Source organism: Psychrobacter sp. H27 (assembly GCF_059072655.1).
Window position 1 is genome coordinate 117,580 of the sequence record NZ_JCACRX010000001.1, and the last position, 23,456, is coordinate 141,035.

Below are 23,456 nucleotides of genomic sequence, written 5' to 3' on the forward strand. Positions count from 1 at the left end.
CGCTACTTTATTGAGTAACTGATTTTGAAGAGTGATAAGAATTGTGTGCAGTTGTGTTCCTTGTCTCAATTGTTGGTGAGTTATTATGTCTGCTGTCAAATCTGTGCCGCCCAATCAATCAATTGCTAAAAAATCATGGGGCGAGGCGACAAAAGCCTATCTAGACCCTCGTGTGATTATCATGTTGTTTTTGGGTTTTTCAGCGGGTATCCCTATTCTGCTTATTTTCTCAAGCTTATCATTATGGCTCAGAGAGGCAGGAATTGATCGTAGCGTCGTTACCATGTTTAGTTGGGCGGCATTAGGATATTCATTTAAGTTTATTTGGGCACCATTAATCGATGCGCTACCTGTACCATTTTTGACAAAATGGCTCGGGCGCCGCCGCAGTTGGATGGTGGTATCACAGCTGCTCATTGTGCTGGCCATCGTTCTAATGGCAAGGGTAAACCCTGTCAGTGAAGATGTTTTGGTCTATATGGCAGGTGCGGCCGTGTTGCTTGGCTTCTCTTCTGCGACGCAAGATATTGTGATTGACGCCTACCGTATCGAGCTTGCACCGCCGTCTATGCAGTCTATTTTGTCTTCTATTTATGTGTCAGGTTACCGTATTGGTATGATCGTTGCTGGGGCAGGCGCGTTGTATTTGGCGGACTATTTTGGCTCAAATGAGACTTTTTACAGTTACGAGGCATGGCGCAATACCTATTATATCATGGCAGGGGTCATGACTTTAGGGGTCTTGACGACATTTGCCAGTTATGAGCCGACGGCTGACGTTTTACAAAACAACAAGCAAAAAGGCAATTTGAAAGTATTTCTTATTTATTCTGCGTTACTGCTGATACCAGGGCTGCTATTCGGTTTTATTTACTTAATTAATATCTTAATCAATACAGTATTTGATAGCACAGTGGCGTTGATACCGTTAATGATAATGCCGGCTATCAAGTTTTACTTTTTGGCTTTGGTTGCTTGTGCCCCATTATTACTACTGTACTTCATCGTCAACCAACCCAAAATCATCAACAAAGCCCCACTGGTCGCTGAGACTCGTGAGGATTACGTCAGACTGGTGGCGTTGTTTGTGTTTTCAGTGATTGCCTTTATTGCTGCTTACATAGTGATGGGACAAGTCCTACCAGAATTTGAAGGCGCGTTTTCTAGTTTCTTTGTAGAAACTTTCCATTTACTGGTGAGTTTAGGGGCGGCGATGGTAGCAGGCTACGCATTGGTACAAGTAGGATTAGTCAAAAAAGAAGTGGCGATGGCCACATGGATTGAGCCTGTTTTAGACTTCTTCCGTCGTTATGGCAAAAAAGCCCTGTTGCTGCTGGCGTTGATTGGTCTGTATCGTATATCTGATATCGTAGCCGGCGTGATCTCAAACGTCTTTTATCAAGACATGGGCTTTAGTAAGACGGACATTGCGAATGCCGTGAAGCTTGTCGGTGTGATTATGGCGATTGGAGGTGGGTTTTTGGGCGGGATTTTAGCCCAGCGCTTCCGTATTATGCACGCTATGATGATTGGTGCTATTTTAGCCTGTGCGACCAATTTGTTATTTGTACTATTGACGTATAATCCAGGCAGCTTACCATTCATGTATTTGGCGGTCATTTTTGATAACTTAGCTGCAGGACTGGCAAGTGCTGTATTTATTGCCTTCTTGTCGGCACTGACTTCTATTCGCTTTACTGCCGTACAGTATGCTATTTTTTCTTCACTGATGACGCTTATACCTAAGGTCATGGGTGGTTATTCTGGTGCTATCGTCGATAATATGGGCTATCCGTTCTTCTTTATTTTTACCTTTGCGATTGGTATTCCTATCTTGGCACTGATTTATTTCGTTGATAAACATATTGTCATTGGTGATAACGATGACATTTATGGCGACGATGATGGCAGCGGTGATAAATTAGCCAAGGCAAACCCAAACCTGACTGATACCAAAGAGCCACCGCGCGCATCAGAGTAGTTTAGGCTCTTTACTGATCTTTCTATTATTTTTAAGAGTGACTTATGTCAGCATCAACCATCGGTCAAATTAAGCAACACATTGGACAACTGACGAATGATAATACGAGCAACCGGCTGCCGTCGTTTTGGCTAACTGACTGGTTGTTACATGTCACTGATAAGCCCGCGATAGCGTTGATGACGGATGAAGATTACCAATTGAGTGACAGCGAGCTTGCACAGTTCAGTGATGGTGTGAATAAGATGCAGCAAGGCATACCGCTTGCGTACTTGACTGGGCAGCAAGAATTTTGGTCACTTAATTTTAATGTCAATGAGCATACTCTGATTCCTAGACCGGATACCGAGGTATTGGTCGAGCAGGTACTACAGTGGATCAATGCTCAGCCGACATGTATTAATAATAAGCGTTTGCTAGATTTGGGGACGGGTTCAGGTTGTATTGCTATCAGTCTTGCTCATGAACTTAAGCACGCTAACTGGCAAGTTGTTGCGGTCGATTTATCGCTCGACGCGCTGAAGGTTGCTCAGCATAATGCTGTGAGCAATGACGTTGCTGATATTGAGTTCGTCCAAAGCAGTTGGTATCAGACACTCGCTACTGGTGCTGAACAGCAGTTTGATGTGATTGTCTCTAATCCACCATATATCGATGAGACAGATGAGCATTTGGCTGCGTTAAAGGCAGAGCCGATAAGCGCACTGAGTGCGCCCAATCATGGCTTGGCGGATATTGAGCATATTATCCAGCAGGCACCGATATACCTATGTACAGATGGGTTATTGGCTATCGAACATGGCTATGATCAAGGTGCTGCTGTTCGACAGTTGTTTTTGGATAATGATTTTGAGTCGGTGCATACGGTACAAGATTATGGTGGTAATGACCGTGTCACGTTAGGGCAAGTTCAATAGACAAGTTTTTTGGTAGTAGATTTCTTTGATTATAGGTTGTAGATAAATATGGTAGAAGAGGTGGTACCGCTATCCGATGATGAGCTGCTCCGTTATGCTCGACACGTTTTATTAGACGGTTGGGATATGGATGCTCAGCTGCGATTAAAATCAGCACGCGTGGTTATGATAGGGGCAGGCGGTCTTGGATGCCCAGCGTCTGAGACACTAGTACGTGCAGGGGTAGGCTATGTTCATCTGATTGACGATGATGAGATTGAGGCGAGTAACCTACAACGACAAACGTTGTTTTTGCCAGAAGATATTGGCAAATCTAAAGCACTGAGTGCAGCTGCCATGTTAGCGCGTATCAATCCTCTGACACAAGCTCACGGGACAGTCGCACGTTTAGATGAAAACAATGCTTATGAGCTGCTAGGTATGGCAACAAACAAGCCTGATTTACTTTTAGACTGTACTGATAATTTTGCGACGCGTGATAGTATCAACCGTATCAGCGTCCGCTATCAAATCCCGCTGTTATCAGCTTCAGCAATTGCAATGCAAGGACAGTTGGCGTTGTTTGAGCCTCAGCTCGATACAGGCTGCTACCACTGCGTGTTTGGCTCAGTTGTGCGCGATGATGCCGCTGATGAACGTACCTGTGCCAATTCGGGTGTGCTCGCCAGTACTACAGCCGTCATGGGTAATCTGCAAGCCAATGCCGCCTTACAGTATTTGGGATTAACCAAAAATCCACTGACAAACAAGCTGCTCATATGGGATGGTAGTCAAATGCAGCAGCGGCTGATGGGTTATAGAAAAGACCCCCAATGCCCTGTCTGTAGCAGTGTTAATTAATATGCTAGTGCTGTAACCCTTTATAAATACTTTTATCATATTATCTATTTTCAAACATCCTTCTTATTACCATAGTTGTTTTTTATGAAAATTCATCGTCCGCATTTATTAAAACATACCTTTAATGTCGTCAACCGTGTTCGCCAGACAGCGAGTGTGGCAGGTCTGTCTGCGCTGAGAGTAGCAAAAGGGGAAAAACCTGACGCGATGCTCCTCAAAGAAACCTTTGAGCAACTCGGCACTACTTATATTAAGATTGGTCAGTTTATTGCCAGTACACCGTCGCTGTTTCCACGAGAGTATGTCAAGGCATTCCAGAGCTGTCTGGATCAGACCACGCCATTGTCTTATGCTTATATTGAGCAAGTGTTAAAAGAAGAACTAGCGACTGAGGGTATGACCCTTGATGATACGTTTGCACATATTGACTCAGAGCCCCTCGCATCAGCTTCTATTGCCCAAGTGCATGCAGCACGGTTGCATAACGGTGATGAAGTGGTGCTAAAAGTGCAAAAACCTGGCGTCGAGACCATCATGCAGACCGATTTGGGTGTCTTGCACGGGGTGACTAAACTGCTCGAAATTGTAATGCCGTCGATGAAATTTGCCAGCATCGCACCGATCATTGATGAGATTCGTCTGCGTATGCTTGCCGAAACTGACTTTATCGCTGAAGCACAAAATATCCGTGATTTTCAGCAGTTCCTAACGGTGTCAGGTAATACGCGCGTAGTGGCGCCGCAAGTATACGAAGCGTTGACGACTAAGCGTGTACTCACAATGAGCCGACTATATGGCGTCTCGATGGTCGATGAGTCACTCATGCGTCAGTACTGTAGCGATCCTGCGCAAGTGATGGCAGATACTCTAAACACATGGTTTGCCAGTCTCATGCTGTGCAACAGTTTCCATGCTGACTTACATGCTGGTAATTTGATGCTATTGACCGACGGCCGTATTGGCTTTTTAGATTTTGGTATCGTTGGTAAACTAAAAGCTGAGAGCTGGCGCGCGTGCATGGGTATGATGCAAGCGATGCAAGACAATGACTATCAAGCGATGGCCCGTCATATGATTGATATGGAAATGACGCATGGCGACAACAAAGTCGATGTGGCTGCATTGGGCAATGACTTACAGCGCATGATGACAACCATCATGGCAGAAGATAAGGCGTTTACCAGTGGCGTGCCTTTCAACAGCAAAGAACAAGCAGATGAGCTGAATCAAATGATGCTTGAGATCGTCGAAGTGGGTAAGCGTCACGGTATTCATTTCCCGCGTGATTTTGCGCTGTTGACCAAGCAGATGCTGTATTTTGATCGGTTTATGCGTACGTTAGCCCCTGATATGGATATGTTCAGTGATCAACGTGTACAGATGCTAGGACAAGATGAGACAGAAATGCCAACGCTAAACGTCTCGTAAATGTTGATTCGATTAGTGAATCATAGGTTTGTCGTTTTTGCTATTGATGAGTGCCTGAATATCTGGTTTGATGGGACATTTAGGCTACATGGTAATGCCGCTATTGTAAGGTTGAGATTTTTGTAATTAATCTTTGTTGGTAGGGTAGCGATGATACTCACATTGTGTCAAATGTCACTGCTGCCCACTCTGACTTAGTGATTGCATTGGTGACGCTGTTCTATGCACTAGGGCAGTTTTTTGGCTTATTGGTCACAGCCTTGCTGGCAGGGCAGGATAATAATGCTAACACTCCGTCGTCCTACACTAGCAGTGGCTTGGATCAGTGGCTTAGATTCTCTAAACCACGCTCCGACTAAACACTTCTCGCAACTCAAAGCTGGTATGTACTTGGGCAACGCCTTCGATACGATTGAGTCGATGTAACAAAAACTCTTCGTAATGTGCCATATCGCGTACTCTTACCTTAATCAGATAGTCCTCTGTGCGTCCTGTGACAATACTACAGCTAATCACTTCCTCAAAACTTTGAACTTTGCGCTCAAACTGCTCGAAACGCTCGGCTGTATGACGATCCATACTAATAGCGATAAACACAGCAAGTGGATAACCGAGTTTTTGTGCATCGGTCTTGGTTTGATACCCTGTGATAACATTTGCATCTTCTAAGCGTTTGATTCGCCGCGCGCAGGGCGTGGCAGATAGATTAACGCGCTCAGCAAGTTCAGTCACACTCATGCGCGCCTGTGTCTGTAATAAGCGCAGTAGTTGCCTATCGATCTCGTCTATATCTGCTACTACTGTATTCTCGATCTGGTTGTCTTGCATTTTTATTGTCTCAATAGTGAATTAACTCCATTATAGAGCCTACTATAGTATTATCCACTAAAATAACAATAAATAGAGTGAAAAAAAGCAGGTTTCTGAGCATCAAACTTTGCTATTATTGTGATATAAACACTAGCTATCTTGTATGATTAGTATTGATCTAACCAGCAGCTAATCGCCCACTAAATATACAAATAACGATACCGTCTAAGGATTGATTATGTCTGACCAAGCCACTCGCACTGCAGTCTCAGGGACTGTAAAGATCACACCAAAAAGTGCTGCTTTTGACTTTCGTAAATACCGTCCATTTGCATTTGCACCCTCGTTGCCAGATCGGACGTGGCCGAGCAAAACAATCGAAAAGTCACCGATATGGGCAAGCGTAGATCTGCGTGATGGTAACCAAGCATTGATTGACCCGATGACTATTGAACAAAAAATGCGTTTTTTTAAGACGCTAGTCGATGTTGGTTTTAAAGAAATTGAGATTGGTTTTCCATCAGCGGCACAGGTTGAGTTTGACTTTGCTCGTAAGCTCATTGAAGAAAACCACGTACCTGATGATGTGACACTGCAAGTATTGGTACAAGCGCGAGAGCATTTGATTGCCCGTACCTTTGAATCATTGAAAGGCGCAAAACGCGCAGTCGTTCATGTTTATAACTCAACCAGTCGTGTACAACGCGAAAAAGTCTATGGCAAAGACAAAGCTGAAATCAAAGAGATTGCTATTGCCGGTGCCAAGCTACTACAAGAGTATGCGGCAAAGTATCCTGAGACGGATTGGGTATTTCAATACTCTCCTGAGAGTTTTAGCCAGACAGAGACTGAGTATGCTGTAGAAGTCTGCGACGCAGTTTGTGATGTGTGGCAGCCGCAGAACGGTCAAGAAGTTATTTTTAACCTACCAGCGACTGTTGAGGCATCTATGCCCAATGTCTTTGCTGACCAAGTCGAGTACTTCTGTCGTCATCTTGCCCAGCGTGAGCATGTCATTATTAGTTTGCATACGCACAACGATCGCGGATGTGCAGTAGCGGCAGCTGAATTGGGTGTACTTGCAGGCGCTGATCGTATCGAGGGTACTCTGCTTGGCAATGGCGAGCGTACCGGTAATATGGACATCATGGTCATGGCTATGAACTTGTTTAGCCAAGGTATCGATCCTGATCTTGACTTTAGTAATATGAGTGAAATCGTACAAGTCGTGAGTGAGTGCAATAATTTACCGTTGCATCCACGTCATCCTTATGTAGGCGAGTTGGTCTTTACGGCATTTAGTGGCTCACACCAAGATGCCATCAAAAAGTCTCTCGATTATAATGAAAATCATCAAAACGAGACGGATAACGTTTGGGATGTGGCTTACTTGCCAATCGATCCTGCACATATTGGTCGTAGCTACCAAGATGTGGTGCGTATCAATAGTCAGTCAGGAAAAGGTGGCGTTGCTTATATTCTACAGCGCAATTATGGCTTTAATTTACCGCGCTGGATGCAGATTGACTTTAGTCGCGTGGTACAAAAGCAGGCTGAAGCGGTGGCCCGAGAATTACAAAACGATGAAATCCTACAGACCTTTGAAGATACTTACTTACAGCAAGGTAAATTTGAGCTATTAGACTATAGTGTCAATAACAAAGGCGGCGAGGTGTATTTTAGTGGTCAGGTACAGATGAATAGTGACACTATTGATATTGATGGTACTGGTAACGGCCCATTATCATCGTTTATTGATGGTCTTGCACAGCATACGGGTAAGTCTTTGCATATCATTAACTATGCTGAGCATGCGATTAACCCGCACCATAACAGCGGTAATGGCATCGATGACGATACCAACAGTGACAACAAGACTAATGCCAATGCTGCTGCCTATATTCAGCTAAATGTAGATGGTGAAGTATACTCTGGTATCGGTACATGTAGTAGCACGGTATCAGCGATGCTCAAAGGGGCGCTGTCAGCTTTTGCTCAAGCATTGAGTACAGAGGTAGCCTAATACTAAAAAGTGTACTAAACAGCAATCACTGAGTAGTCCGGTGACCTGCGCTGATCTTAACTTCATAAATATATAGCGCCATAGCTCCTTGTGTCTAACAAGCAAAGTTATGGCGTTATTTTTTGGGTAAAAAGAAGACTGAGCGTTGGTCAATGTTCTATCTTCTTATGGATATAGCCTACGGTTATGCAGATATTTTTGAATACTTTTTATATATGATGCTGCGACTAATAGCATAATGTTACTTGTGTTTTTGGTGTCTACGACTTACGCTAATGTATATATTAAAACATTATAAATAAAAGGTTAACCATGGAACCTACCACATTTGCTTCGTTCACATTGGCATCTATTCTAGCTTCATTACCTGCAAACGGTGAAGCGGTTACTGAGCCAACAATCACTACTCATATCAGCCCTGCTATTGCAGGACAATGGGAGATTGATTTGGATAGTCCTATCACTATGACTAAAGAGGCGAGGGCTAAGCAACCGGCTGTGAGTGAGCAAAAACCCAGCAGCGTAGAGCCTAAAGTGATGGCTAGGATAGATGGCGGTATACTGACCCAAAACGAAGAGCGAGTTTTAAAGATTCCGCCCACTACTAACAAGAACCTTATTAGTTCAGCAAATAAGTCTGCGCAGTGCCGCGAGTTGTACAATTTTGGTGCTGATAACGAGATGCGAGCGTCTAGTGGCAAGGAGTGGACCTATGGTCGTTACTTAATCACTCATCGCGAAGAGGGGCTGCCTATTATCGCGATCAAGACCGTCTATGATAATAACGAGGTAGACTGCTCGGGCAATCAGATAGACCAGACTGATGAAGCGTTGATTGCCTTTATCAATCATGATGGCAATCAGATGCAGTGGTGCGCTGACCCTGATGGAAAAGAATGCTTTATGAATTTCAATAGAGTTTTGCCATAGTAGGTGGTATTAATAGTAAATTATCTATCACATAGAATTCTAATCGTCCTGTTCTAAAACGACAGAAAAAAGCCGCTATCGATATAGCGGCTTTTTCGTATTAAGTTTCTAATAAGTCTGGTTTACAGATTACTAATAAGCGGATTAAAGTCTTTAACTATCTAGCCTCTAGCTATCAAAGCTCTAACTATTGTAATTTATGATTATTTCTTGGTTTTGTCCGCATTCAACATCTCTCTTTCAAGATAGTGAATGTTTTGTGCTTCTTGAACAAACTGATCATCCGCCAAAATCACATCACGATGAAGTGGGATATTGGTCTTGATACCTTCGATGATTAATTCATCAAGGGCATGTACTGTCTTAGCGATAGCTTGCTGACGCGTTTGACCGTGACAGATAAGCTTACCGATCAGTGAATCATAATAAGTCGGTATTTCATAACCAGGATATAAATGCGAGTCAAAACGAATACCAGAACCACTTGGTGTGAACAATTGGCTAATAGTACCAGGGCACGGCACAAAGGTCGCTGGATCTTCAGCATTAATACGGCACTCGATCGCATGACCTTGGATTTCAATCTCACTTTGGCGATAAGATAGACCATAACCAGCGGCGATTTTGAGCTGCTCGACAACGACATCGATACCAGTAATCATCTCAGTTACGGGATGTTCAACCTGCACTCGAGTGTTCATCTCAATAAAGAAAAACTCGTTGTTTTCAAATAAAAACTCAAACGTACCAGCACCGCGATACTTCACAAGCTCACAGGCTTTCACACAAGCTTTTAGAATTGGTTCGCGTACATCATCTGGGATATCTGGTGCAGGCGCTTCTTCTAGTACTTTTTGGTGACGACGCTGCAATGAGCAGTCACGGTCATACAGATGGATGGCATTACCATTCCCATCACCAAGTACCTGTACTTCTACGTGGCGTGGGTTTTGTAGATAGCGCTCCATATAGACCGTATCATCACCGAACCATAGCTCAGCTTCTTGTTTTGCAGCTTGTACTTGACCAACCAACTCATCAAAGCGCTCAACCACACGCATACCGCGTCCACCGCCACCAGAGGCGGCTTTGATCAGTAATGGAAAACCGATATTACGTGCCTGCTCTTCAGCATTGTGGAGTGTCACAGCGCCAACAGAGCCCGGCACAGTCGGTACGCCTGCTTTTTTCATCGCGTTGATAGCAGAGACTTTATTGCCCATCAAGCGGATGTGATCAGCATTTGGACCAACGAAAGTCAATCCTGCTTCTTCTACTCGTTCAGCAAATTCGGCATTTTCAGACAAAAAACCATAGCCTGGGTGGATAGCATCTGCGCCAGTGATTTCAGCAGCGGTTAAGATGGTATTGATATCCAGATAGCTTTGGTTGGCATTAGGTTTGCCAATACAAATTGCCTCATCAACAAAGCGCAGGTGCATCAAATTGGCGTCAGCGGTAGAGTAGACACCTACTGTTTCAATACCTAGCGCTTTACAAGCTCGAACGATGCGCAGGGCAATCTCACCTCTATTGGCAATGAGCAATTTTTTTATCATGGGTTCATCCTTGTCGAAGCGTCAGTCATTGACCAAGTTTAATATAGCATCGTGTTATTCAATATTGATACGATAAGTACACCAAAACTCAGCCATTATGAAATAAAGTATGGCAAATATCGTTACGCTTTATAGCGTATGACAGGTTGGCCGAACTGTACGACTTCAGAGTTGTCTACCAAGATTTCATCAATGATACCGCTTTGAGTCGCTTCAAGTGGATTCATGATTTTCATGGCTTCGATAATACCTAAGGTATCACCTGCTTGAACTTTTTGCCCGACTTTTACAAATGGTGGATCATTCGGCGTTGGTGCTGAATAGAACACACCTACCATAGGTGAGCTTTCGACGTTTCCAGCTCTTGCCGCAGGTTTTGCATCAGCAGCTGCCATTGGTGCAGTGCCAGCAGTAGGGGCTGCCATCATAGCTGGTACAGGCGCATCATAGTGACGAGTCAAACTAATATGTTCATCATCTGAACTGATTTCTAAATTCACCAGTTCACTTTCTTCCATAAGGGCGATGAGGGTGCGTATTTTTTCAATATCCATAGTTTTTATCTGGCCTTGTACTAAATTCGAGAAATAGTGTAACTAAATATTGTCTAATTAGTTGCTAATGATACCTAGATTCAGGTCAATGAGCAATCAATGTACAGTTGTTAACTGAGAATTTTTACATATTTTGACGTAAGCGCTTTGTTTAGCAAGAAATCTTCTACGATTTATCATAGTCTATGTCACTAAGTAGCGCCAGTCATGTTGTGAGATAAGGTGCTCTATCATCGATGTTAGCCCCACAGTGCTGTCAGACGTTTTTGTTGGTAACGTAGACGCAGTGTCAATAGGATAGAGGATAAAAACAGACCAGTTATGAGTGCCATCCAAAACCCCTGTGCACCAACATCAGTGAAACGCACTAAATAAATACCCAGCGGTAATGCAACCAACCAATAGCAAAAGAGCGTCACCCACATCGGTATCGTCGTATCTTGCATACCGCGTAATATGCCAGCGACATTGACCTGCCAGCCATCAAAGAGCTGGTAGGCAAGGGCAAAGATAAGCAGGTGCATAGACTGAGCTCTCACAACGGGGTTATCAGTAAATGCAGCTGCCAATTCTGGCCTAAATAACCATATACCGAGCATGCAAACAACAGCAATCAGGACTGTCCAAATAAGCCCAGTAGCTTGCACTTGGCGTAGTGCCAAGAGATTTTTTTGACCAAATCGATTTGAGATCATGATAGTGAGTGCCATAGCAACGGATATAGGTATCATGAACAGTTGTGAGGTCACGGATAGAGCCACCTGATGCGCTGCTGTCGCAATCTCACCCAATGGACTAATAACCAAGGCTCCCAAACTAAATAAGCTGGCTTCAAAAAAGATAGAAATACCAATAGGTATACCAAGCTTTAAAAGTTTTTTAATCTGTGTACGATTTGGACGTGTAAAACCATAAAAAAAGCGAGTAGTGGCAAATTCTTTTCGCTTGGTAAAGCCCGTATAAGCGGCTAATAAAAGCACATTTATCCATAATACTAATGCGGTCGCTACACCGCAGCCAGCTCCGCCCATCTCAGGCATACCAAATAAACCATGAATAAAGATATAGTTGAGCGGTATGTCGGCCATCAGACCAATAATACTAATGACAGTCACAGGCTCAGGTCGACCCAGTGCCTCACAGTAGCTGCGCAGTACGGCATAGACTGCTAGTGCAGGGAAACCAAAGGACACACCATGCAAATACTGTGTTGCGATCGGCTGAATATTCTCAGGTACACCCATGAGACCCAGAACATTGGGTGCCAAATTGACAACAATAAACCCAATAATCCCAATCACCCCTGCGGTCCATAAGGACTGCTGCGTGATATGTGGAACCTGATCATGCTGGTTTTGACCAACCGCCTCACCAATCAGAGGGGTCGTCGCGATTAATATACCTGTCGCTAACAAAAACAGTGGGAGCCAAATACCAGACCCAACTGCCACTGCTGCCAAATCAAGCGCAGACACCTGGCCTGCCATGATAGCGTCAACAACACCAAGTGCTGCTTGGCAAAACTGAGTGATCAAGATAGGTAGGGCGAGTACGCCTAGGCGTAAACTGTAGCTTTTAAAATCTTTGAAAGACAATGGAAAAACCATGGTGAGCAACTTTTTATTCTTTGCGGTAATTGTTATTAAGAGCGTTATTATGAATAAGCCAACACTGTTATGAATCCTAAGAGAGCAATGCATCAAAACTAAAGTGGTAGCATGAGCAGAAAAGTGGTGCCAATGATGATGCCCTGATAAACGATATGAGTAAGCTTATAGAGACCACGCACAGCAATGAAAATCAAGGTCTTAAAATAAGGGTTCTAAAATAAAGACACTAAAATAAAAATAACCCGTCGATCCAAGCAGTGGATTGACAGGTCATATATAGATAAGATGGTAAAGAAGCGGCGCTACGATGTCAACGCTTTGAAGGGTCTATATACATATTAATCATAGACGCTTTGTACTTCACTGCTTATCACAGATAAGTGATATGTTGAATCAATAAGTTAATCAATGATTCGTTGTCTGCTCTGGTAATATCTCAAGTGTCTCCGCCATATTCATAATCGCGCGCCAGTGCTTGGGTTCTAATGGGATCACTGTTAATTGTTGACAGCCTTTTCTCAGTAGTAAGGAATCTTCGAGCGCAGGCAAGAATTTTAGCTCTGATAAGGGCAACACCTCGGTAAAAGCGTGCTCAAAAGTGAGATCTACCATGTACCAACGCGGCGCTTCTTCGGTCGCAATAGGGTCGTAGTGTCGATGCTCAGGGTGAAACTGGCTAGGGTCAGGATAGCCTGCTTGGCTCACGGTCATAATACCAGCCACACCAGAGGGTTTGGCACTAGAGTGATAAAAGAAAACCTTGTCACCAACTTTCATATCATCACGCATAAAGTTACGCGCGCGGTAGTTACGAACACCGTCCCAACCGTCGGTGCCCAAGCGCTGCAAATCTTCAATACCAAAAAATTTAGGGTTGGATTTCATTAACCAATACGCCATATATCTATCCTTTGAATTTTTGTTTATTCTTTAATTCGTTCTTAAAACTATTAGGGTTAGTTTCTATTAACTCACCCTCAAACATGTTTTAAATCGTGTCTATTCTTAGTAGAGGCTGTTTTTAATAGAGTCTCTATATACTGCCCATAAGTTGTCATGGTGAATAGAGCGTTTATACGTGTTTTTGTTAATAGTTTTATGATAGATAGGCTTTTCTTTATCCCATCTAGTCGCTATCCTAACGTTACTTTTGATATCGATTATTATTGCTCACTACAAAATAAGTTTATTTATGCCCAAAGTGAATACAGAAAGCATGCCAAACGACCTAAATACATTAAGTCTTACTGAACCAACGACGGCTACTATCGCGGTAGACGTGACTGACATTCCATTGTCTCTTTACATTCACATTCCGTGGTGTGTGAAGAAGTGTCCTTATTGTGATTTTAATTCGCATGAGTTGCCTGTAGACAGTCAGATCTCCATGTATGATGACTATGTCGATGCGTTACTGCTAGATGCCGCAATGCAGCAATCACTGGTGCAAGGTCGCAAAATTTCTTCTATATTTATCGGTGGTGGCACGCCATCTTTGTTACCTATTGCTCAGTATCAGCGATTGTTCTCTGGTTTACGGTCATGTTTTGAGTTTGCAGCAGATATAGAAGTCACGATGGAGGCCAATCCAGGTACGCTTGAGCATGCGCCATTTGCGCAGTATCTAGAGGTTGGCATCAATCGGCTGTCTATCGGCGTACAGAGCTTCGCTGCTGATAAGCTGACAGCGCTTGGACGTATCCATGACCCTGTGCAAGCATTATCAGCAATTAAAGCTGCCAAATCTGCTGGATTTACGCGTGTTAATGTCGATTTGATGCACGGTCTACCGCAGCAAACCATGAAAGAAGCTCTTAATGACATTCAAATGGCACACAACGCTGGCGCCACACATATTTCTTGGTATCAATTGACAATTGAGCCCAATACCGTGTTCTATCGCAGTCAGCCGGTCTTACCTGATGAAGACAACTTGGCAGATATTGAACAAGCAGGTCAGTCGCTATTGCAGCAATTAGGCTATAGCAACTATGAAGTGTCGGCATGGGCAGGCGCATCAGACAAGCCATGCCGTCATAATATAAACTATTGGCAGTTTGGCGACTATTTAGCAATAGGTGCAGGGGCGCATGGCAAAGTGACGGTTGGTTATAACCTAAACAATGAGCCGTCAACGCAAAGCAATATGCTAGAGACTGACCTAGTAGCAGAAGCAGGTATTTATCGATTCAGTAAGTCACGTATGCCGAAGGATTACGTGGGTTCTAAAGATATCACTGAGCAGTCTCATATCAAGCAAAGCGCACCCAAAACGGTTGGCTGGCAAGAGATTGATCGTGATGAGCTGGTAAGCGAGTTTATGTTGAATGCGCTGAGGTTGCATGGAGGTGTGGCTTGGTCATTGTTTGAGGAAAGAACGGGGCTGAATCTTGATAGTATCAATGAGCAAGTGGCTGGTTTGATAAAACAAAGGTTGCTGATAGACAGTGATACGCAGTTACAACCGACACTGTTAGGGCAGCGCTACCTTAATCAGATACTACGTGCTTTTTTATAATGTTTAGTATTCACTTTCGTGTGACAAGATGTACTCAAAGGCCATGTAAGAATAAGTGGTCAAAAATAAAAAAGGCTTACCAAAAAATGGTAAGCCCTTAACAAATCTAAAAAAATCAGACCTTAGATTTTGTTTTGTACTTCTTGTGCGCCACCAGTGACAGCATCGCCAGCACTTGATACGTCTTGACCAAAGCCTTTGAACGTGTTGCAACCAGTTAGAACGAACATAGCAGTTAAAGATGCGATGATTACTTTTTTCATAATAGTATCCTCAAAGATAAATGGATGGTTATAAATAACAACAGTGATGCAAAGCGGTCTGCTTAAGCGTCACTGAAGGGGTATTGGATGAGACAGTCACACTTAAATGCTATCGCGTTATCCATTACAGACATCATAGAGAAAGTTAAAAACGCTGCACAGTATCAAAATGTAATTATTGGCAGTAAACTGTAACTTTTAATTACCTGTCGCTCATAAACTTAAATAACAGAGCGTTAACCATTTTTGGAGTAAATAAACATGATCATTCATATCGTGCTGGTTGGCCCAAAGATGCCGAGTAACACAGGCAATATCATTCGCCTGTGTGCCAATAGTGGTGCCCAACTACATTTGGTAAAACCGCTAGGGTTTGAGCTTGATGATAAAAAACTACGCCGCGCAGGACTCGATTATCACGAATATGCGCATCTACAAGTACATGATGACTGGGCAGCAGCGAAGCAGGCGTTACAGATAGCGGACTGCCATGTCATTACCGCGTTGACGACTAAGCTGAGTAAGCCCTTTTACGATTATGATTTTGGCGGGCGAGTAGCTGCTGAAGAGGCTAATGACGACGTAGTACCTAATATCGCACTGGTATTTGGTTCTGAAACGGCAGGCCTTACAGAGGATATACGTGAGGATATTGGTGCTGATAATTGGCTAAGACTACCCATGCTGGCTGATTCGCGCAGTTTAAATTTATCCAACAGCGTTGCTATCTGCCTGTATGAAATATGGCGACAGCAAGGGTTTTTGGGTGATGAAGGTCGTAGTGTCGGTTATGAGAGTTTGACAGTCTACGACCCAAAGTAGTTACTTTAACGAATAGCGATTTGTCTGATAAGACCGATAGGATTGATTATCCTTGTTTCATAAAAACAGAATAAGCAATGATATGTATTATAGGCAGTTTGGCGGTTTGGGTAGACCCGCTAAGCGGTTGACATGACGTGCAACCAAACCAGTATGAAACAGCTGCTGCAACTTTTGATTGCTAATGTCATGTTCTGGCAAGGTTTTTTGTAGCCATTTTATCAATGGGCGTGTGGCTGGCGCGTGGTTGAACTTGTCAAAAAATGCACGCACTTGCTGCAAAACCTGTAAATGCTCAGCTTTCAAATGAACGTCTAATGTGTCAGCCAGTTGCTGCGCGATATCAGGCGTCCAAATGGTGTGGTCACATAAGTGACCATCTTGATCCAATGCAGCCTCAGTGGCTGCTATCATCACGTTGTTACTAGTTTTGGAGTTGTGATCTGTCATAAGGCAATGGTCACCACTTTATCAAATTGACGGTCCTGAGTCAGATTGACCCATTCAGCGTCTGTTAAAGTGCCCGCTAACTTGGTATCTAAATTTAGCTTGCCAGTAGTATTCGCCGAGAGCTGCGCGACATCATCCGTCAAGGCATAAATAGCAGTGATGCCATCTATCTCATTATCATTTAAATAAGCACTTAGCCAGTCGATAAAAGCGACTGTTGTACCAAGTAAAACAATGCTGTCGCCATTGTGCCAAGTGCGAGACATCTCTTCAGTGCTACGTCTGAGCGTGTCCATCGTACTGTGTAATTGATATAAAGTCGCCATAAAAGTATCCGATGATGTGTTTTGTTATTTTTCTGATGATATAGTCATTTAAAAAGTTAAAATCTGCTCAAAGTCTTGCGAGCTGATGATTTCTGGTACCAGTGTAAGCTGTGATGCTAGATCTGTCGGTAGCATACCAATGACCCAACCGCTAAAGACATCGTCAGGTAGCCAAGCTGCGGGCATATCGTAAAGATCAAGCGACTGAATCATACCGTGCAAACGGGACTCCGTTTGCATCAACAAACCAAATACAGGCGCATCCAATGATAACTGCACCTCATGCCCAAATGTTGCTAGTGTTAGCGCCAGTGCACAGCCCTCATAACTAGCCGCTTCAGTGGGCGTATGCAACTGAATTAATAATTTCATGTTATATTCCTAAATAGGTTTGTCGCTGTTGACAGTCGTCATCGTAATGCGATCAAAACTGTATCAATCGGCAGTCATCTTGCATCATTAGAGCAAGCTCACTGAGTCCTACTAGCGTAAATCCTGCAGCAAGATTGGCACCCTTTAGCTGATGTCGTGTGCTGTTGTCAGCGTCACTCACACCGCGGCTCAGTGCAGTGCTGACACAAACGGGTAGTGATAATTGATACTGCTCAGCCAACGATTGCCATTCTTTTGTTAAATCTATTTGATCTGCTGACTGCCAACGTAGACGGTTGGCAGTATGAGCTGAATCGCCGTAAAAAAAGACATTGAGCAACGCCCGTTTGGTGTTAGGATTGTCACTATCGTTTATGTCGTTATCGTCAATTCTACTATTCTCAGAATGGTTTGAGGCCTCTATAAGATAAGCGTGTGCATAACGTAGTGCTAGGTGCGCCAGTGGGTGGGCGGGATCAGCAGTGATGAGCAGTAATGGAGTAGTAGTCATAAGGTGCGGTATCACATATTGTCAATAAGAGTGTTATGAGAATTAGAAGATAGTAGTGAGTGGTTGCGACTGTTTTGTAGACAGCAGTTTGTTTCTTTGATTTGCTTCATTGGTTTATGGTCAGGTATATAGTCTTTAAACACTATTATATCAAAATACTATTTTTATTGGTGAGAAGAGCATTTAGATACATTGCCACGTCGCTATAGTGGTGTAACGACAGTGACGGATCAGCGACGCATTTTAGTATGCTACCATAAAGCGCTTCACATCAAATAGAGCGACTAATTACTAAACGCGCCTTTATCTTTTGTGCTGATATACCGAGTATATCTATTTGACGTTGTGACTGTCTCGTAAGAAAAAACAATAAACTTATGAGCTTGGTTCACGTAGTCTTACCATTCTATGTAAGGAGTTTTTGTCACTATGTTACCTGCTATGCCCTCACGTATGAACAGTGGTACAGATTATCAGCCGACAGCGGAGCAACTACAAGTACTACAAACAGCAAGTGAATTTGCTTATCAGATTTGGGAGAGCCGAACGGTTTCATGTCAGACGTTTTTGCGTAGTTACCCTTTGAGTAGTACGCTGACTCGTCAACAAATTGATGATCTGATACAAGATTATACGCTGGATGAAAACTACCAACTCGCTGATGAAGCCAAAGTCATGAGCGGCTTGCGTAATCTGCGTACACTGTTGATGATGCGCTGGATTTGGCAAGACGCCTTACAGATGATCAGTCTTGAGCAATTGACCGATGAGTTGTCTGAATTTGCAGATGGTTGTATTTCTTTTGCTAAAGGCTATACCTACCAGCACTTAGTTGCCAAATATGGTGAGCCAACCTTTATCAATGTCCAAGGTAATGTACAGATTGATGACATGGCAATCATGGCTATGGGTAAGCTTGGCGCTCAGGAGCTGAATTTATCAAGTGATATCGACCTAATTTTTGTGCATCAAGCGCGCGGTGAGACCAATGGTGACAAAACCAAAGGCACACGTAGTATAGACAACAAGCGTTTTATGACTAGGCTTGGTCAAGGCATTATTAAACTACTCGATAACAAGACGGCTGATGGTTTCGTGTTTCGAGTGGATATGCGCCTGCGACCATGGGGTGATGGTAGTGATTTGGCCATTCACCTGTCGGCATTACAAAAATACTTCACGATGCATGGGCGGGCGTGGGAGCGTTTTGCTTGGTTAAAGGCGCGCGTCGTTGGACAAATAGAACAGCCGTTTTATGATGAGATACAGGCACTGATTAAACCCTTTGTGTTTCGTTATTACGTTGACTATAGTGCATTCTCGGCACTTAGAGAGATGAAGTCTCTCATTCAAAATCAAGTAGCACAGCGTGAAGATCTAGACAATATCAAGCTTGGTGCGGGCGGTATCAGGGATATTGAGTTTATTGTACAAGCATTTCAGTTGATATATGGTGGCCGGCATCCACAGCTACAAACAAAACCTTGTCTACAAGCAATGAAAGTGTTGCGTGAGCTTGGATATCTAGAGCAGTCAACCTACGATAACTTACAAGCTGCGTATCGTTTCTTGCGCCGGCTTGAGCATGGCATTCAAGCCATCAATGATCAGCAAACCCAGCGCTTACCACATGATATGCAGTGGCAGCATAATCTAGCCGTGACGCTCAATTTTGAAAACTGGCGTGCATTGCTAGATCAGCTTAATTGTCACCGAGAGCTCGTCAACGTACCATTTGAGCGTATGGTCACCGAGCGTCAAGTACCTGATAACGAAGACACTGATCTCGAGCCCGAACGCTTAGATGAACAAATTGCTCGTTTAAATGAGGTATTAACAGAAGATAATCGCGAGCTATTGCAGAGCTTTTGGCAATCAAAGATGGTGGTGAATTTAAGTGAGGAAGCAAGAGAGCGCTTAGATGATGCTTACCCTGTTATTGTCCATGCGCTACTGGCCCATCAAGAGCAGCAAAAACTTGCTAATGCCGCCTTGCCTCGACTGATTTCATTGCTTGAAGCGATTTGCCGTCGTTCCATCTATCTGGTCATGATTGCAGAAAACCCCAATGCAACGATTGAGCTGATCCCGATGCTGTCTGCCAGCCCATGGATTGCAAAAGAGCTGGCACAGTATCCTGTATTGCTAGACACCTTTTTACAGCAGCGCTACCGTCATTTGCCAGACAAGCGTGAACTGCGTGATATTTTGCGTCAACAGCTACTGCGCGTCGAGCCGAACGACGAAGAAGAGCTACTAAGCGTTTTACGACTATTCAAGAAAAACCAAATATTGGCTGTGGCTGCGAGCGATGTATTGGCTGAGCGCCCAATCATGAAAGTATCGGACTCTTTGACGTATATTGCCGAAGTAGTACTGGAGGCTGCACTAGAGCGTGCTTTTGCCGAGATCGTCAACCGTTATGGTTATCCTATCGGCCAAGATGGAGACCCTGTCACTGAAGCTGATTGCGGATTTGCTATCATAGGCTACGGAAAGCTTGGCGGCTTAGAGCTCTCATACTCGTCTGACTTGGATTTGGTGTTTTTGCATAAGATAAAAGAGCGGGGCATGACCACAGGCGAAAAATCAGTGAGCGGAATGAAATTTGCTGCGCGCTTGGTACAGAAATTGATGAACTATCTCAATACCCAAACGCGAGATGGCAGAGCATACGAGATTGACATGCGTCTACGCCCTTCAGGCAATGCTGGCATGATGGTGGTGTCTTACCATGCGTTTGAAACGTATCAAATGGACAAAGCCTGGTCGTGGGAGCATCAAGCACTGGTACGTGCCCGAGCAATTTGTGGTGACAGACGGGTGACGGCGCTTTTTTGTGATATTCGCCGAGATGTGTTGGCGCTACCACGGACATTGGATCAAGTACGTAGTGAAGTCACCAGTATGCGTATCAAAATGCAGAAGCATTTGGGTACCAATCAATGGCAACAACAAGCAGGCAAGTTCCATCTTAAACAAGATGCAGGCGGTATCGTAGATATTGAGTTCTTGGCACAGTTTGCGGTATTGGCTTATTCGCATGAGTATCCAAGCTTGACCAAGTGGAGCGACAACGTTCGTATCTTCGAAGAGGTGGCCTTACTTGGTATATGGCAAGAGCAGGTCTGTCAAGACTTAAGCGATGCTTATCTCAGGATACGTGCTGCCACGCATCAACTGGCATTATCGGAGCAGTCGTTGCTGGTCGATGAGTCACTTTGGCAGGAGACACGTGCATTGGTACAAGCACAGTGGCAACACCTAATGGGTGTCGAATCTGCCAACAAGTGATACCGAGGTTTGTATTATTAGGGTCTTGCTGATAGCTACAGAGACGCTTACACTGTAGAGCCCTATGATAATTTAAAAGCGTAATTAAAAGCCATGTGCTCCCAAACCAAAAGATTTCATTTGCCAACACGGCCAGTGATATAATCGGTCGCGCATCGTCATAGCACTGTCAGCCATTTATCATAATAATGCTGGATTTTAAGCAATAAATAAAAGCACTGCAGTGTTATCATAGGGTGTTAATCACTACTGTTAAATAAAACCTACCTAAAAAAGTTAGACGTCAGTGCTAGCATAAGGACTATAAAATGAATATGGCAACACAAGATGGTAAGCTTTGGATGAATGGCACAATAATTGAACAGCCAGATGCTAAAGTTCACGTGCTTACACACAGCTTGCATTACGGCATGGCTGTGTTTGAAGGTGTGCGCGCTTACCAAACGGCTGACAATCGCACGGCTATTTTTCGCCTAAAGGAGCATACTGAGCGTCTGCTTGGTTCAGCAAAAATCTTCCAAATGGATGTGCCTTTTGATGCGGCGACACTAGAGCAAGCGCATAAGGACGTAGTCAAACAAAACAACTTAGCAGAAGCGTATATTCGTCCACTCATTTGGGTTGGTGCAGAAAAACTTGGTTTGTCTTCACGTGAAAACAGCATCAATGCTATGGTTGCCGCTTGGCATTGGGGTGCTTATCTTGGTGAAGAAGGTATCAAAAACGGTATCCGCGTAAAAACCTCTTCATTTACGCATCACATGACCAACGTGACCATGTGTAAGGCAAAAGCATCAAGCAATTATCCTGTTTCTATTATGGCAAACCAAGAAGTTACTCGTAATGGTTACGACGAAGCTATCTTGATGGATCCGCAAGGGTATGTTTGCCAAGGTGCTGGTGAAAACTTGTTCTTGGTAAAAGATGGCGTGTTACATACACCAGATCTAGCGGGCGGTGCACTTGATGGTATCACGCGTCGTACTATTATTCAGTTTGCTGATGACTTAGGAATTAAAGTCGTTGAGCGTCGTATTACTCGTGATGAGTTTTACCTAGCAGATGAGATCTTTATGACAGGTACAGCCGCTGAAGTGACCCCTATCCGCGAATATGATGATCGCATCATCGGTAACGGTGGCCGCGGTGAAATCACTGAAAAACTACAAACCTTGTATTTCGATGTGGTGCATGGTCGTAATGAACAGTATATGGACTGGTTAAGCTTTATTGATTAACAATGTCACTACTTTGAAGACCGAAAAGGCTGAACATAATTGTTCAGTCTTTTTTTTATGCTAATATAGCCATCATATTTATTCATAAGATTAAAGCGAGCAGTCAATGCCAACAGATTCTAATATAGTAGATAATAAAAACATCAAGCAAATTATTTGTATCAAATGGGGCACAAAGTACGGTGCTGATTATGCCAATAAACTTTATGGTATGGTGTCTCGCAATATCACACCGCCGTTTCGTTTTGTTTGTTTTACCGATGATACAACCGATGTGCGTCCAGAGATTGAGTGTCAAGAGTTGCCACCACTTGATGTTAGTATGCCAACCAATACACTTGGTAAATGGCCAAAATCTCGTTTGTGGGGTGAAAAGCTAGGTGATTTGACAGGCACAGTACTGTTTGTAGATTTGGATGTCATTATAGTAGATAGTCTTGACCCTTTCTTTGAATATGGCGCGCCAGATGACGTGATTTTATCTTATAACCCAAGTAATCCATTAGAGCGCTTGGGACAGACGTCTTGCTTTAGATTTCAGGTAGGCTCACTTGTGTCACTACAAGAGAAGTTCAAAGCAGATCCACAAGGTATCGCTGATGAATATCGTTTTGAGCAGCGTTTTGTTACTCGTAATGCGCCAGGTGGCGTGAAACTGTTTCCAAAGGCATGGGTCGCCCATTTTAGACGTAAGTGCCGTCAGCCATTTCCACTTAACTATATTAAAGAGCCAAAGATTCCTAAAGGCGCTCGTATTGTTATCTTCCCAGGCGACTTGTATCCAACCCATGCTATTGAAGGTAGATACAACAAAAACGCGGCCAATAATGCCAAAGACCATCTAAAAAGACTGACTGAGCCCAAAAACCTAAAAAGACCACTACGTCATTTGCGTCATTTTATTTTGCCAGTAGGATGGATTGAGAAGTATTGGAAAGAGTAGGCTGAACGTTATATTTGAGCGTTATTGCATTAGTAGAAGTCAGTATTGAGGTGCTTTATTCTAATGG

22 protein-coding genes are annotated in these 23,456 nt (G+C 43.6%); 12 read left to right on the forward strand and 10 right to left on the reverse strand.

What is annotated here, in order from left to right; genetic code table 11:
- Window positions 1-85: 85 nt before the first annotated feature.
- The 5 genes from AC5JPY_RS00460 to AC5JPY_RS00480 all read left to right on the forward strand — a co-directional run bounded on the left by AC5JPY_RS00460 (window position 86) and on the right by AC5JPY_RS00480 (window position 5,525).
- On the forward strand, window positions 86-1,981 hold the full coding sequence (locus AC5JPY_RS00460; protein ID WP_443524116.1) for an AmpG family muropeptide MFS transporter: 1,896 nt from the start codon (window positions 86-88) through the stop codon (window positions 1,979-1,981).
- A gap of 44 nt (window positions 1,982-2,025) precedes the next feature.
- Entirely contained in the window at window positions 2,026-2,898 is an 873-nt protein-coding gene (gene prmC, locus AC5JPY_RS00465) for a peptide chain release factor N(5)-glutamine methyltransferase (protein WP_443524114.1), read from the forward strand.
- Between the two features lie 48 nt (window positions 2,899-2,946).
- A complete protein-coding gene (locus AC5JPY_RS00470; protein ID WP_493851716.1) occupies window positions 2,947-3,738 on the forward strand; it encodes a HesA/MoeB/ThiF family protein in 792 nt (263 codons plus the stop codon).
- An 84-nt stretch (window positions 3,739-3,822) separates the two neighbouring features.
- Window positions 3,823-5,166, forward strand: a complete 1,344-nt coding sequence (locus tag AC5JPY_RS00475) for an ABC1 kinase family protein (RefSeq protein ID WP_493851717.1) — start codon at window positions 3,823-3,825, stop codon at window positions 5,164-5,166.
- Window positions 5,167-5,330: 164 nt separating this feature from the next.
- On the forward strand, window positions 5,331-5,525 hold the full coding sequence (locus tag AC5JPY_RS00480; RefSeq protein ID WP_493851718.1) for a hypothetical protein: 195 nt from the start codon (window positions 5,331-5,333) through the stop codon (window positions 5,523-5,525).
- Here AC5JPY_RS00480 and AC5JPY_RS00485 read toward each other — a convergent pair.
- Window positions 5,506-5,994: an Lrp/AsnC family transcriptional regulator gene (locus tag AC5JPY_RS00485; RefSeq protein ID WP_493851719.1), complete on the reverse strand. Its 489-nt coding sequence runs from the start codon at window positions 5,992-5,994 to the stop codon at window positions 5,506-5,508. The genes AC5JPY_RS00480 and AC5JPY_RS00485 overlap by 20 nt on opposite strands.
- 220 nt (window positions 5,995-6,214) lie before the next feature.
- Here AC5JPY_RS00485 and leuA point away from each other — a divergent pair, with 220 nt between their 5' ends.
- Both leuA and AC5JPY_RS00495 read left to right on the forward strand, forming a co-directional pair.
- Window positions 6,215-7,999 carry a 2-isopropylmalate synthase gene (leuA, locus tag AC5JPY_RS00490; protein ID WP_493851720.1) on the forward strand — a complete coding sequence of 595 codons (1,785 nt, stop codon included), beginning with the start codon at window positions 6,215-6,217 and terminating at the stop codon, window positions 7,997-7,999.
- A gap of 312 nt (window positions 8,000-8,311) precedes the next feature.
- Window positions 8,312-8,929, forward strand: a complete 618-nt coding sequence (locus tag AC5JPY_RS00495; RefSeq protein ID WP_493851721.1) for a hypothetical protein — start codon at window positions 8,312-8,314, stop codon at window positions 8,927-8,929.
- 203 nt (window positions 8,930-9,132) lie between these two features.
- Here AC5JPY_RS00495 and accC read toward each other — a convergent pair whose 3' ends face one another.
- From accC to AC5JPY_RS00515, 4 genes are all read right to left on the reverse strand, one after another.
- On the reverse strand, window positions 9,133-10,488 hold the full coding sequence (gene accC / locus AC5JPY_RS00500; RefSeq protein ID WP_493851722.1) for an acetyl-CoA carboxylase biotin carboxylase subunit: 1,356 nt from the start codon (window positions 10,486-10,488) through the stop codon (window positions 9,133-9,135).
- Window positions 10,489-10,610: 122 nt separating this feature from the next.
- A complete protein-coding gene (gene accB, locus AC5JPY_RS00505) occupies window positions 10,611-11,042 on the reverse strand; it encodes an acetyl-CoA carboxylase biotin carboxyl carrier protein (RefSeq protein ID WP_493851723.1) in 432 nt (143 codons plus the stop codon).
- A 239-nt stretch (window positions 11,043-11,281) separates the two neighbouring features.
- Window positions 11,282-12,649, reverse strand: a complete 1,368-nt coding sequence (locus AC5JPY_RS00510; RefSeq protein ID WP_319050438.1) for an MATE family efflux transporter — start codon at window positions 12,647-12,649, stop codon at window positions 11,282-11,284.
- Between the two features lie 408 nt (window positions 12,650-13,057).
- Complete coding sequence (locus AC5JPY_RS00515; RefSeq protein ID WP_319050350.1) at window positions 13,058-13,552, reverse strand: EVE domain-containing protein; 495 nt, start codon at window positions 13,550-13,552, stop codon at window positions 13,058-13,060.
- A 316-nt stretch (window positions 13,553-13,868) separates the two neighbouring features.
- Between AC5JPY_RS00515 and hemW the strand changes: the two genes are divergently transcribed.
- Complete coding sequence (gene hemW / locus AC5JPY_RS00520) at window positions 13,869-15,170, forward strand: radical SAM family heme chaperone HemW (protein WP_493852704.1); 1,302 nt, start codon at window positions 13,869-13,871, stop codon at window positions 15,168-15,170.
- A 122-nt stretch (window positions 15,171-15,292) separates the two neighbouring features.
- Here hemW and AC5JPY_RS00525 read toward each other — a convergent pair whose 3' ends face one another.
- On the reverse strand, window positions 15,293-15,433 hold the full coding sequence (locus AC5JPY_RS00525) for an entericidin A/B family lipoprotein (protein WP_057759705.1): 141 nt from the start codon (window positions 15,431-15,433) through the stop codon (window positions 15,293-15,295).
- 261 nt (window positions 15,434-15,694) lie between these two features.
- Between AC5JPY_RS00525 and AC5JPY_RS00530 the strand changes: the two genes are divergently transcribed.
- Complete coding sequence (locus AC5JPY_RS00530) at window positions 15,695-16,255, forward strand: tRNA (cytidine(34)-2'-O)-methyltransferase (protein ID WP_493851724.1); 561 nt, start codon at window positions 15,695-15,697, stop codon at window positions 16,253-16,255.
- A gap of 87 nt (window positions 16,256-16,342) precedes the next feature.
- On the opposite strand, the gene AC5JPY_RS00535 is transcribed toward AC5JPY_RS00530, so the two are convergent.
- From AC5JPY_RS00535 to tusD, 4 genes are read right to left on the reverse strand one after another with little or no spacing between them, the layout of a single operon-like run.
- Entirely contained in the window at window positions 16,343-16,669 is a 327-nt protein-coding gene (locus tag AC5JPY_RS00535; protein ID WP_319050440.1) for a TusE/DsrC/DsvC family sulfur relay protein, read from the reverse strand.
- Window positions 16,670-16,701: 32 nt separating this feature from the next.
- The gene (locus AC5JPY_RS00540; RefSeq protein ID WP_493851725.1) at window positions 16,702-17,031 is read right to left on the reverse strand and encodes a hypothetical protein; all 330 of its coding nucleotides are present in this window, start codon (window positions 17,029-17,031) and stop codon (window positions 16,702-16,704) included.
- Window positions 17,032-17,079: 48 nt separating this feature from the next.
- A complete protein-coding gene (locus AC5JPY_RS00545; RefSeq protein ID WP_319050353.1) occupies window positions 17,080-17,403 on the reverse strand; it encodes a hypothetical protein in 324 nt (107 codons plus the stop codon).
- A 52-nt stretch (window positions 17,404-17,455) separates the two neighbouring features.
- Window positions 17,456-17,914 carry a sulfurtransferase complex subunit TusD gene (gene tusD / locus AC5JPY_RS00550; protein WP_493851726.1) on the reverse strand — a complete coding sequence of 153 codons (459 nt, stop codon included), beginning with the start codon at window positions 17,912-17,914 and terminating at the stop codon, window positions 17,456-17,458.
- A gap of 429 nt (window positions 17,915-18,343) precedes the next feature.
- Here tusD and glnE point away from each other — a divergent pair, with 429 nt between their 5' ends.
- From glnE to AC5JPY_RS00565, 3 genes are all read left to right on the forward strand, one after another.
- Window positions 18,344-21,208: a bifunctional [glutamate--ammonia ligase]-adenylyl-L-tyrosine phosphorylase/[glutamate--ammonia-ligase] adenylyltransferase gene (glnE, locus tag AC5JPY_RS00555; protein ID WP_493851727.1), complete on the forward strand. Its 2,865-nt coding sequence runs from the start codon at window positions 18,344-18,346 to the stop codon at window positions 21,206-21,208.
- Window positions 21,209-21,516: 308 nt separating this feature from the next.
- The gene (locus AC5JPY_RS00560) at window positions 21,517-22,446 is read left to right on the forward strand and encodes a branched-chain amino acid transaminase (protein WP_493851728.1); all 930 of its coding nucleotides are present in this window, start codon (window positions 21,517-21,519) and stop codon (window positions 22,444-22,446) included.
- 106 nt (window positions 22,447-22,552) lie between these two features.
- Window positions 22,553-23,389 carry a glycosyl transferase gene (locus tag AC5JPY_RS00565; protein ID WP_493851729.1) on the forward strand — a complete coding sequence of 279 codons (837 nt, stop codon included), beginning with the start codon at window positions 22,553-22,555 and terminating at the stop codon, window positions 23,387-23,389.
- Window positions 23,390-23,456: the final 67 nt, after the last annotated feature.

What these genes read in the sequence shown, in the direction of transcription:
- AC5JPY_RS00460 (WP_443524116.1), top strand. Translation starts at nt 86, where the DNA reads ATGTCTGCTGTCAAATCTGTGCCGCCCAATCAATCAATTGCTAAAAAA.
- prmC (WP_443524114.1), top strand. Translation starts at nt 2,026, where the DNA reads ATGTCAGCATCAACCATCGGTCAAATTAAGCAACACATTGGACAACTG.
- AC5JPY_RS00470 (WP_493851716.1), top strand. Translation starts at nt 2,947, where the DNA reads ATGGTAGAAGAGGTGGTACCGCTATCCGATGATGAGCTGCTCCGTTAT.
- AC5JPY_RS00475 (WP_493851717.1), top strand. Translation starts at nt 3,823, where the DNA reads ATGAAAATTCATCGTCCGCATTTATTAAAACATACCTTTAATGTCGTC.
- AC5JPY_RS00485 (WP_493851719.1), bottom strand. Translation starts at nt 5,994, where the DNA reads ATGCAAGACAACCAGATCGAGAATACAGTAGTAGCAGATATAGACGAG.
- leuA (WP_493851720.1), top strand. Translation starts at nt 6,215, where the DNA reads ATGTCTGACCAAGCCACTCGCACTGCAGTCTCAGGGACTGTAAAGATC.
- AC5JPY_RS00495 (WP_493851721.1), top strand. Translation starts at nt 8,312, where the DNA reads ATGGAACCTACCACATTTGCTTCGTTCACATTGGCATCTATTCTAGCT.
- accC (WP_493851722.1), bottom strand. Translation starts at nt 10,488, where the DNA reads ATGATAAAAAAATTGCTCATTGCCAATAGAGGTGAGATTGCCCTGCGC.
- accB (WP_493851723.1), bottom strand. Translation starts at nt 11,042, where the DNA reads ATGGATATTGAAAAAATACGCACCCTCATCGCCCTTATGGAAGAAAGT.
- AC5JPY_RS00510 (WP_319050438.1), bottom strand. Translation starts at nt 12,649, where the DNA reads ATGGTTTTTCCATTGTCTTTCAAAGATTTTAAAAGCTACAGTTTACGC.
- AC5JPY_RS00515 (WP_319050350.1), bottom strand. Translation starts at nt 13,552, where the DNA reads ATGGCGTATTGGTTAATGAAATCCAACCCTAAATTTTTTGGTATTGAA.
- hemW (WP_493852704.1), top strand. Translation starts at nt 13,869, where the DNA reads ATGCCAAACGACCTAAATACATTAAGTCTTACTGAACCAACGACGGCT.
- AC5JPY_RS00525 (WP_057759705.1), bottom strand. Translation starts at nt 15,433, where the DNA reads ATGAAAAAAGTAATCATCGCATCTTTAACTGCTATGTTCGTTCTAACT.
- AC5JPY_RS00530 (WP_493851724.1), top strand. Translation starts at nt 15,695, where the DNA reads ATGATCATTCATATCGTGCTGGTTGGCCCAAAGATGCCGAGTAACACA.
- AC5JPY_RS00535 (WP_319050440.1), bottom strand. Translation starts at nt 16,669, where the DNA reads ATGATAGCAGCCACTGAGGCTGCATTGGATCAAGATGGTCACTTATGT.
- AC5JPY_RS00540 (WP_493851725.1), bottom strand. Translation starts at nt 17,031, where the DNA reads ATGGCGACTTTATATCAATTACACAGTACGATGGACACGCTCAGACGT.
- AC5JPY_RS00545 (WP_319050353.1), bottom strand. Translation starts at nt 17,403, where the DNA reads ATGAAATTATTAATTCAGTTGCATACGCCCACTGAAGCGGCTAGTTAT.
- tusD (WP_493851726.1), bottom strand. Translation starts at nt 17,914, where the DNA reads ATGACTACTACTCCATTACTGCTCATCACTGCTGATCCCGCCCACCCA.
- glnE (WP_493851727.1), top strand. Translation starts at nt 18,344, where the DNA reads ATGTTACCTGCTATGCCCTCACGTATGAACAGTGGTACAGATTATCAG.
- AC5JPY_RS00560 (WP_493851728.1), top strand. Translation starts at nt 21,517, where the DNA reads ATGAATATGGCAACACAAGATGGTAAGCTTTGGATGAATGGCACAATA.
- AC5JPY_RS00565 (WP_493851729.1), top strand. Translation starts at nt 22,553, where the DNA reads ATGCCAACAGATTCTAATATAGTAGATAATAAAAACATCAAGCAAATT.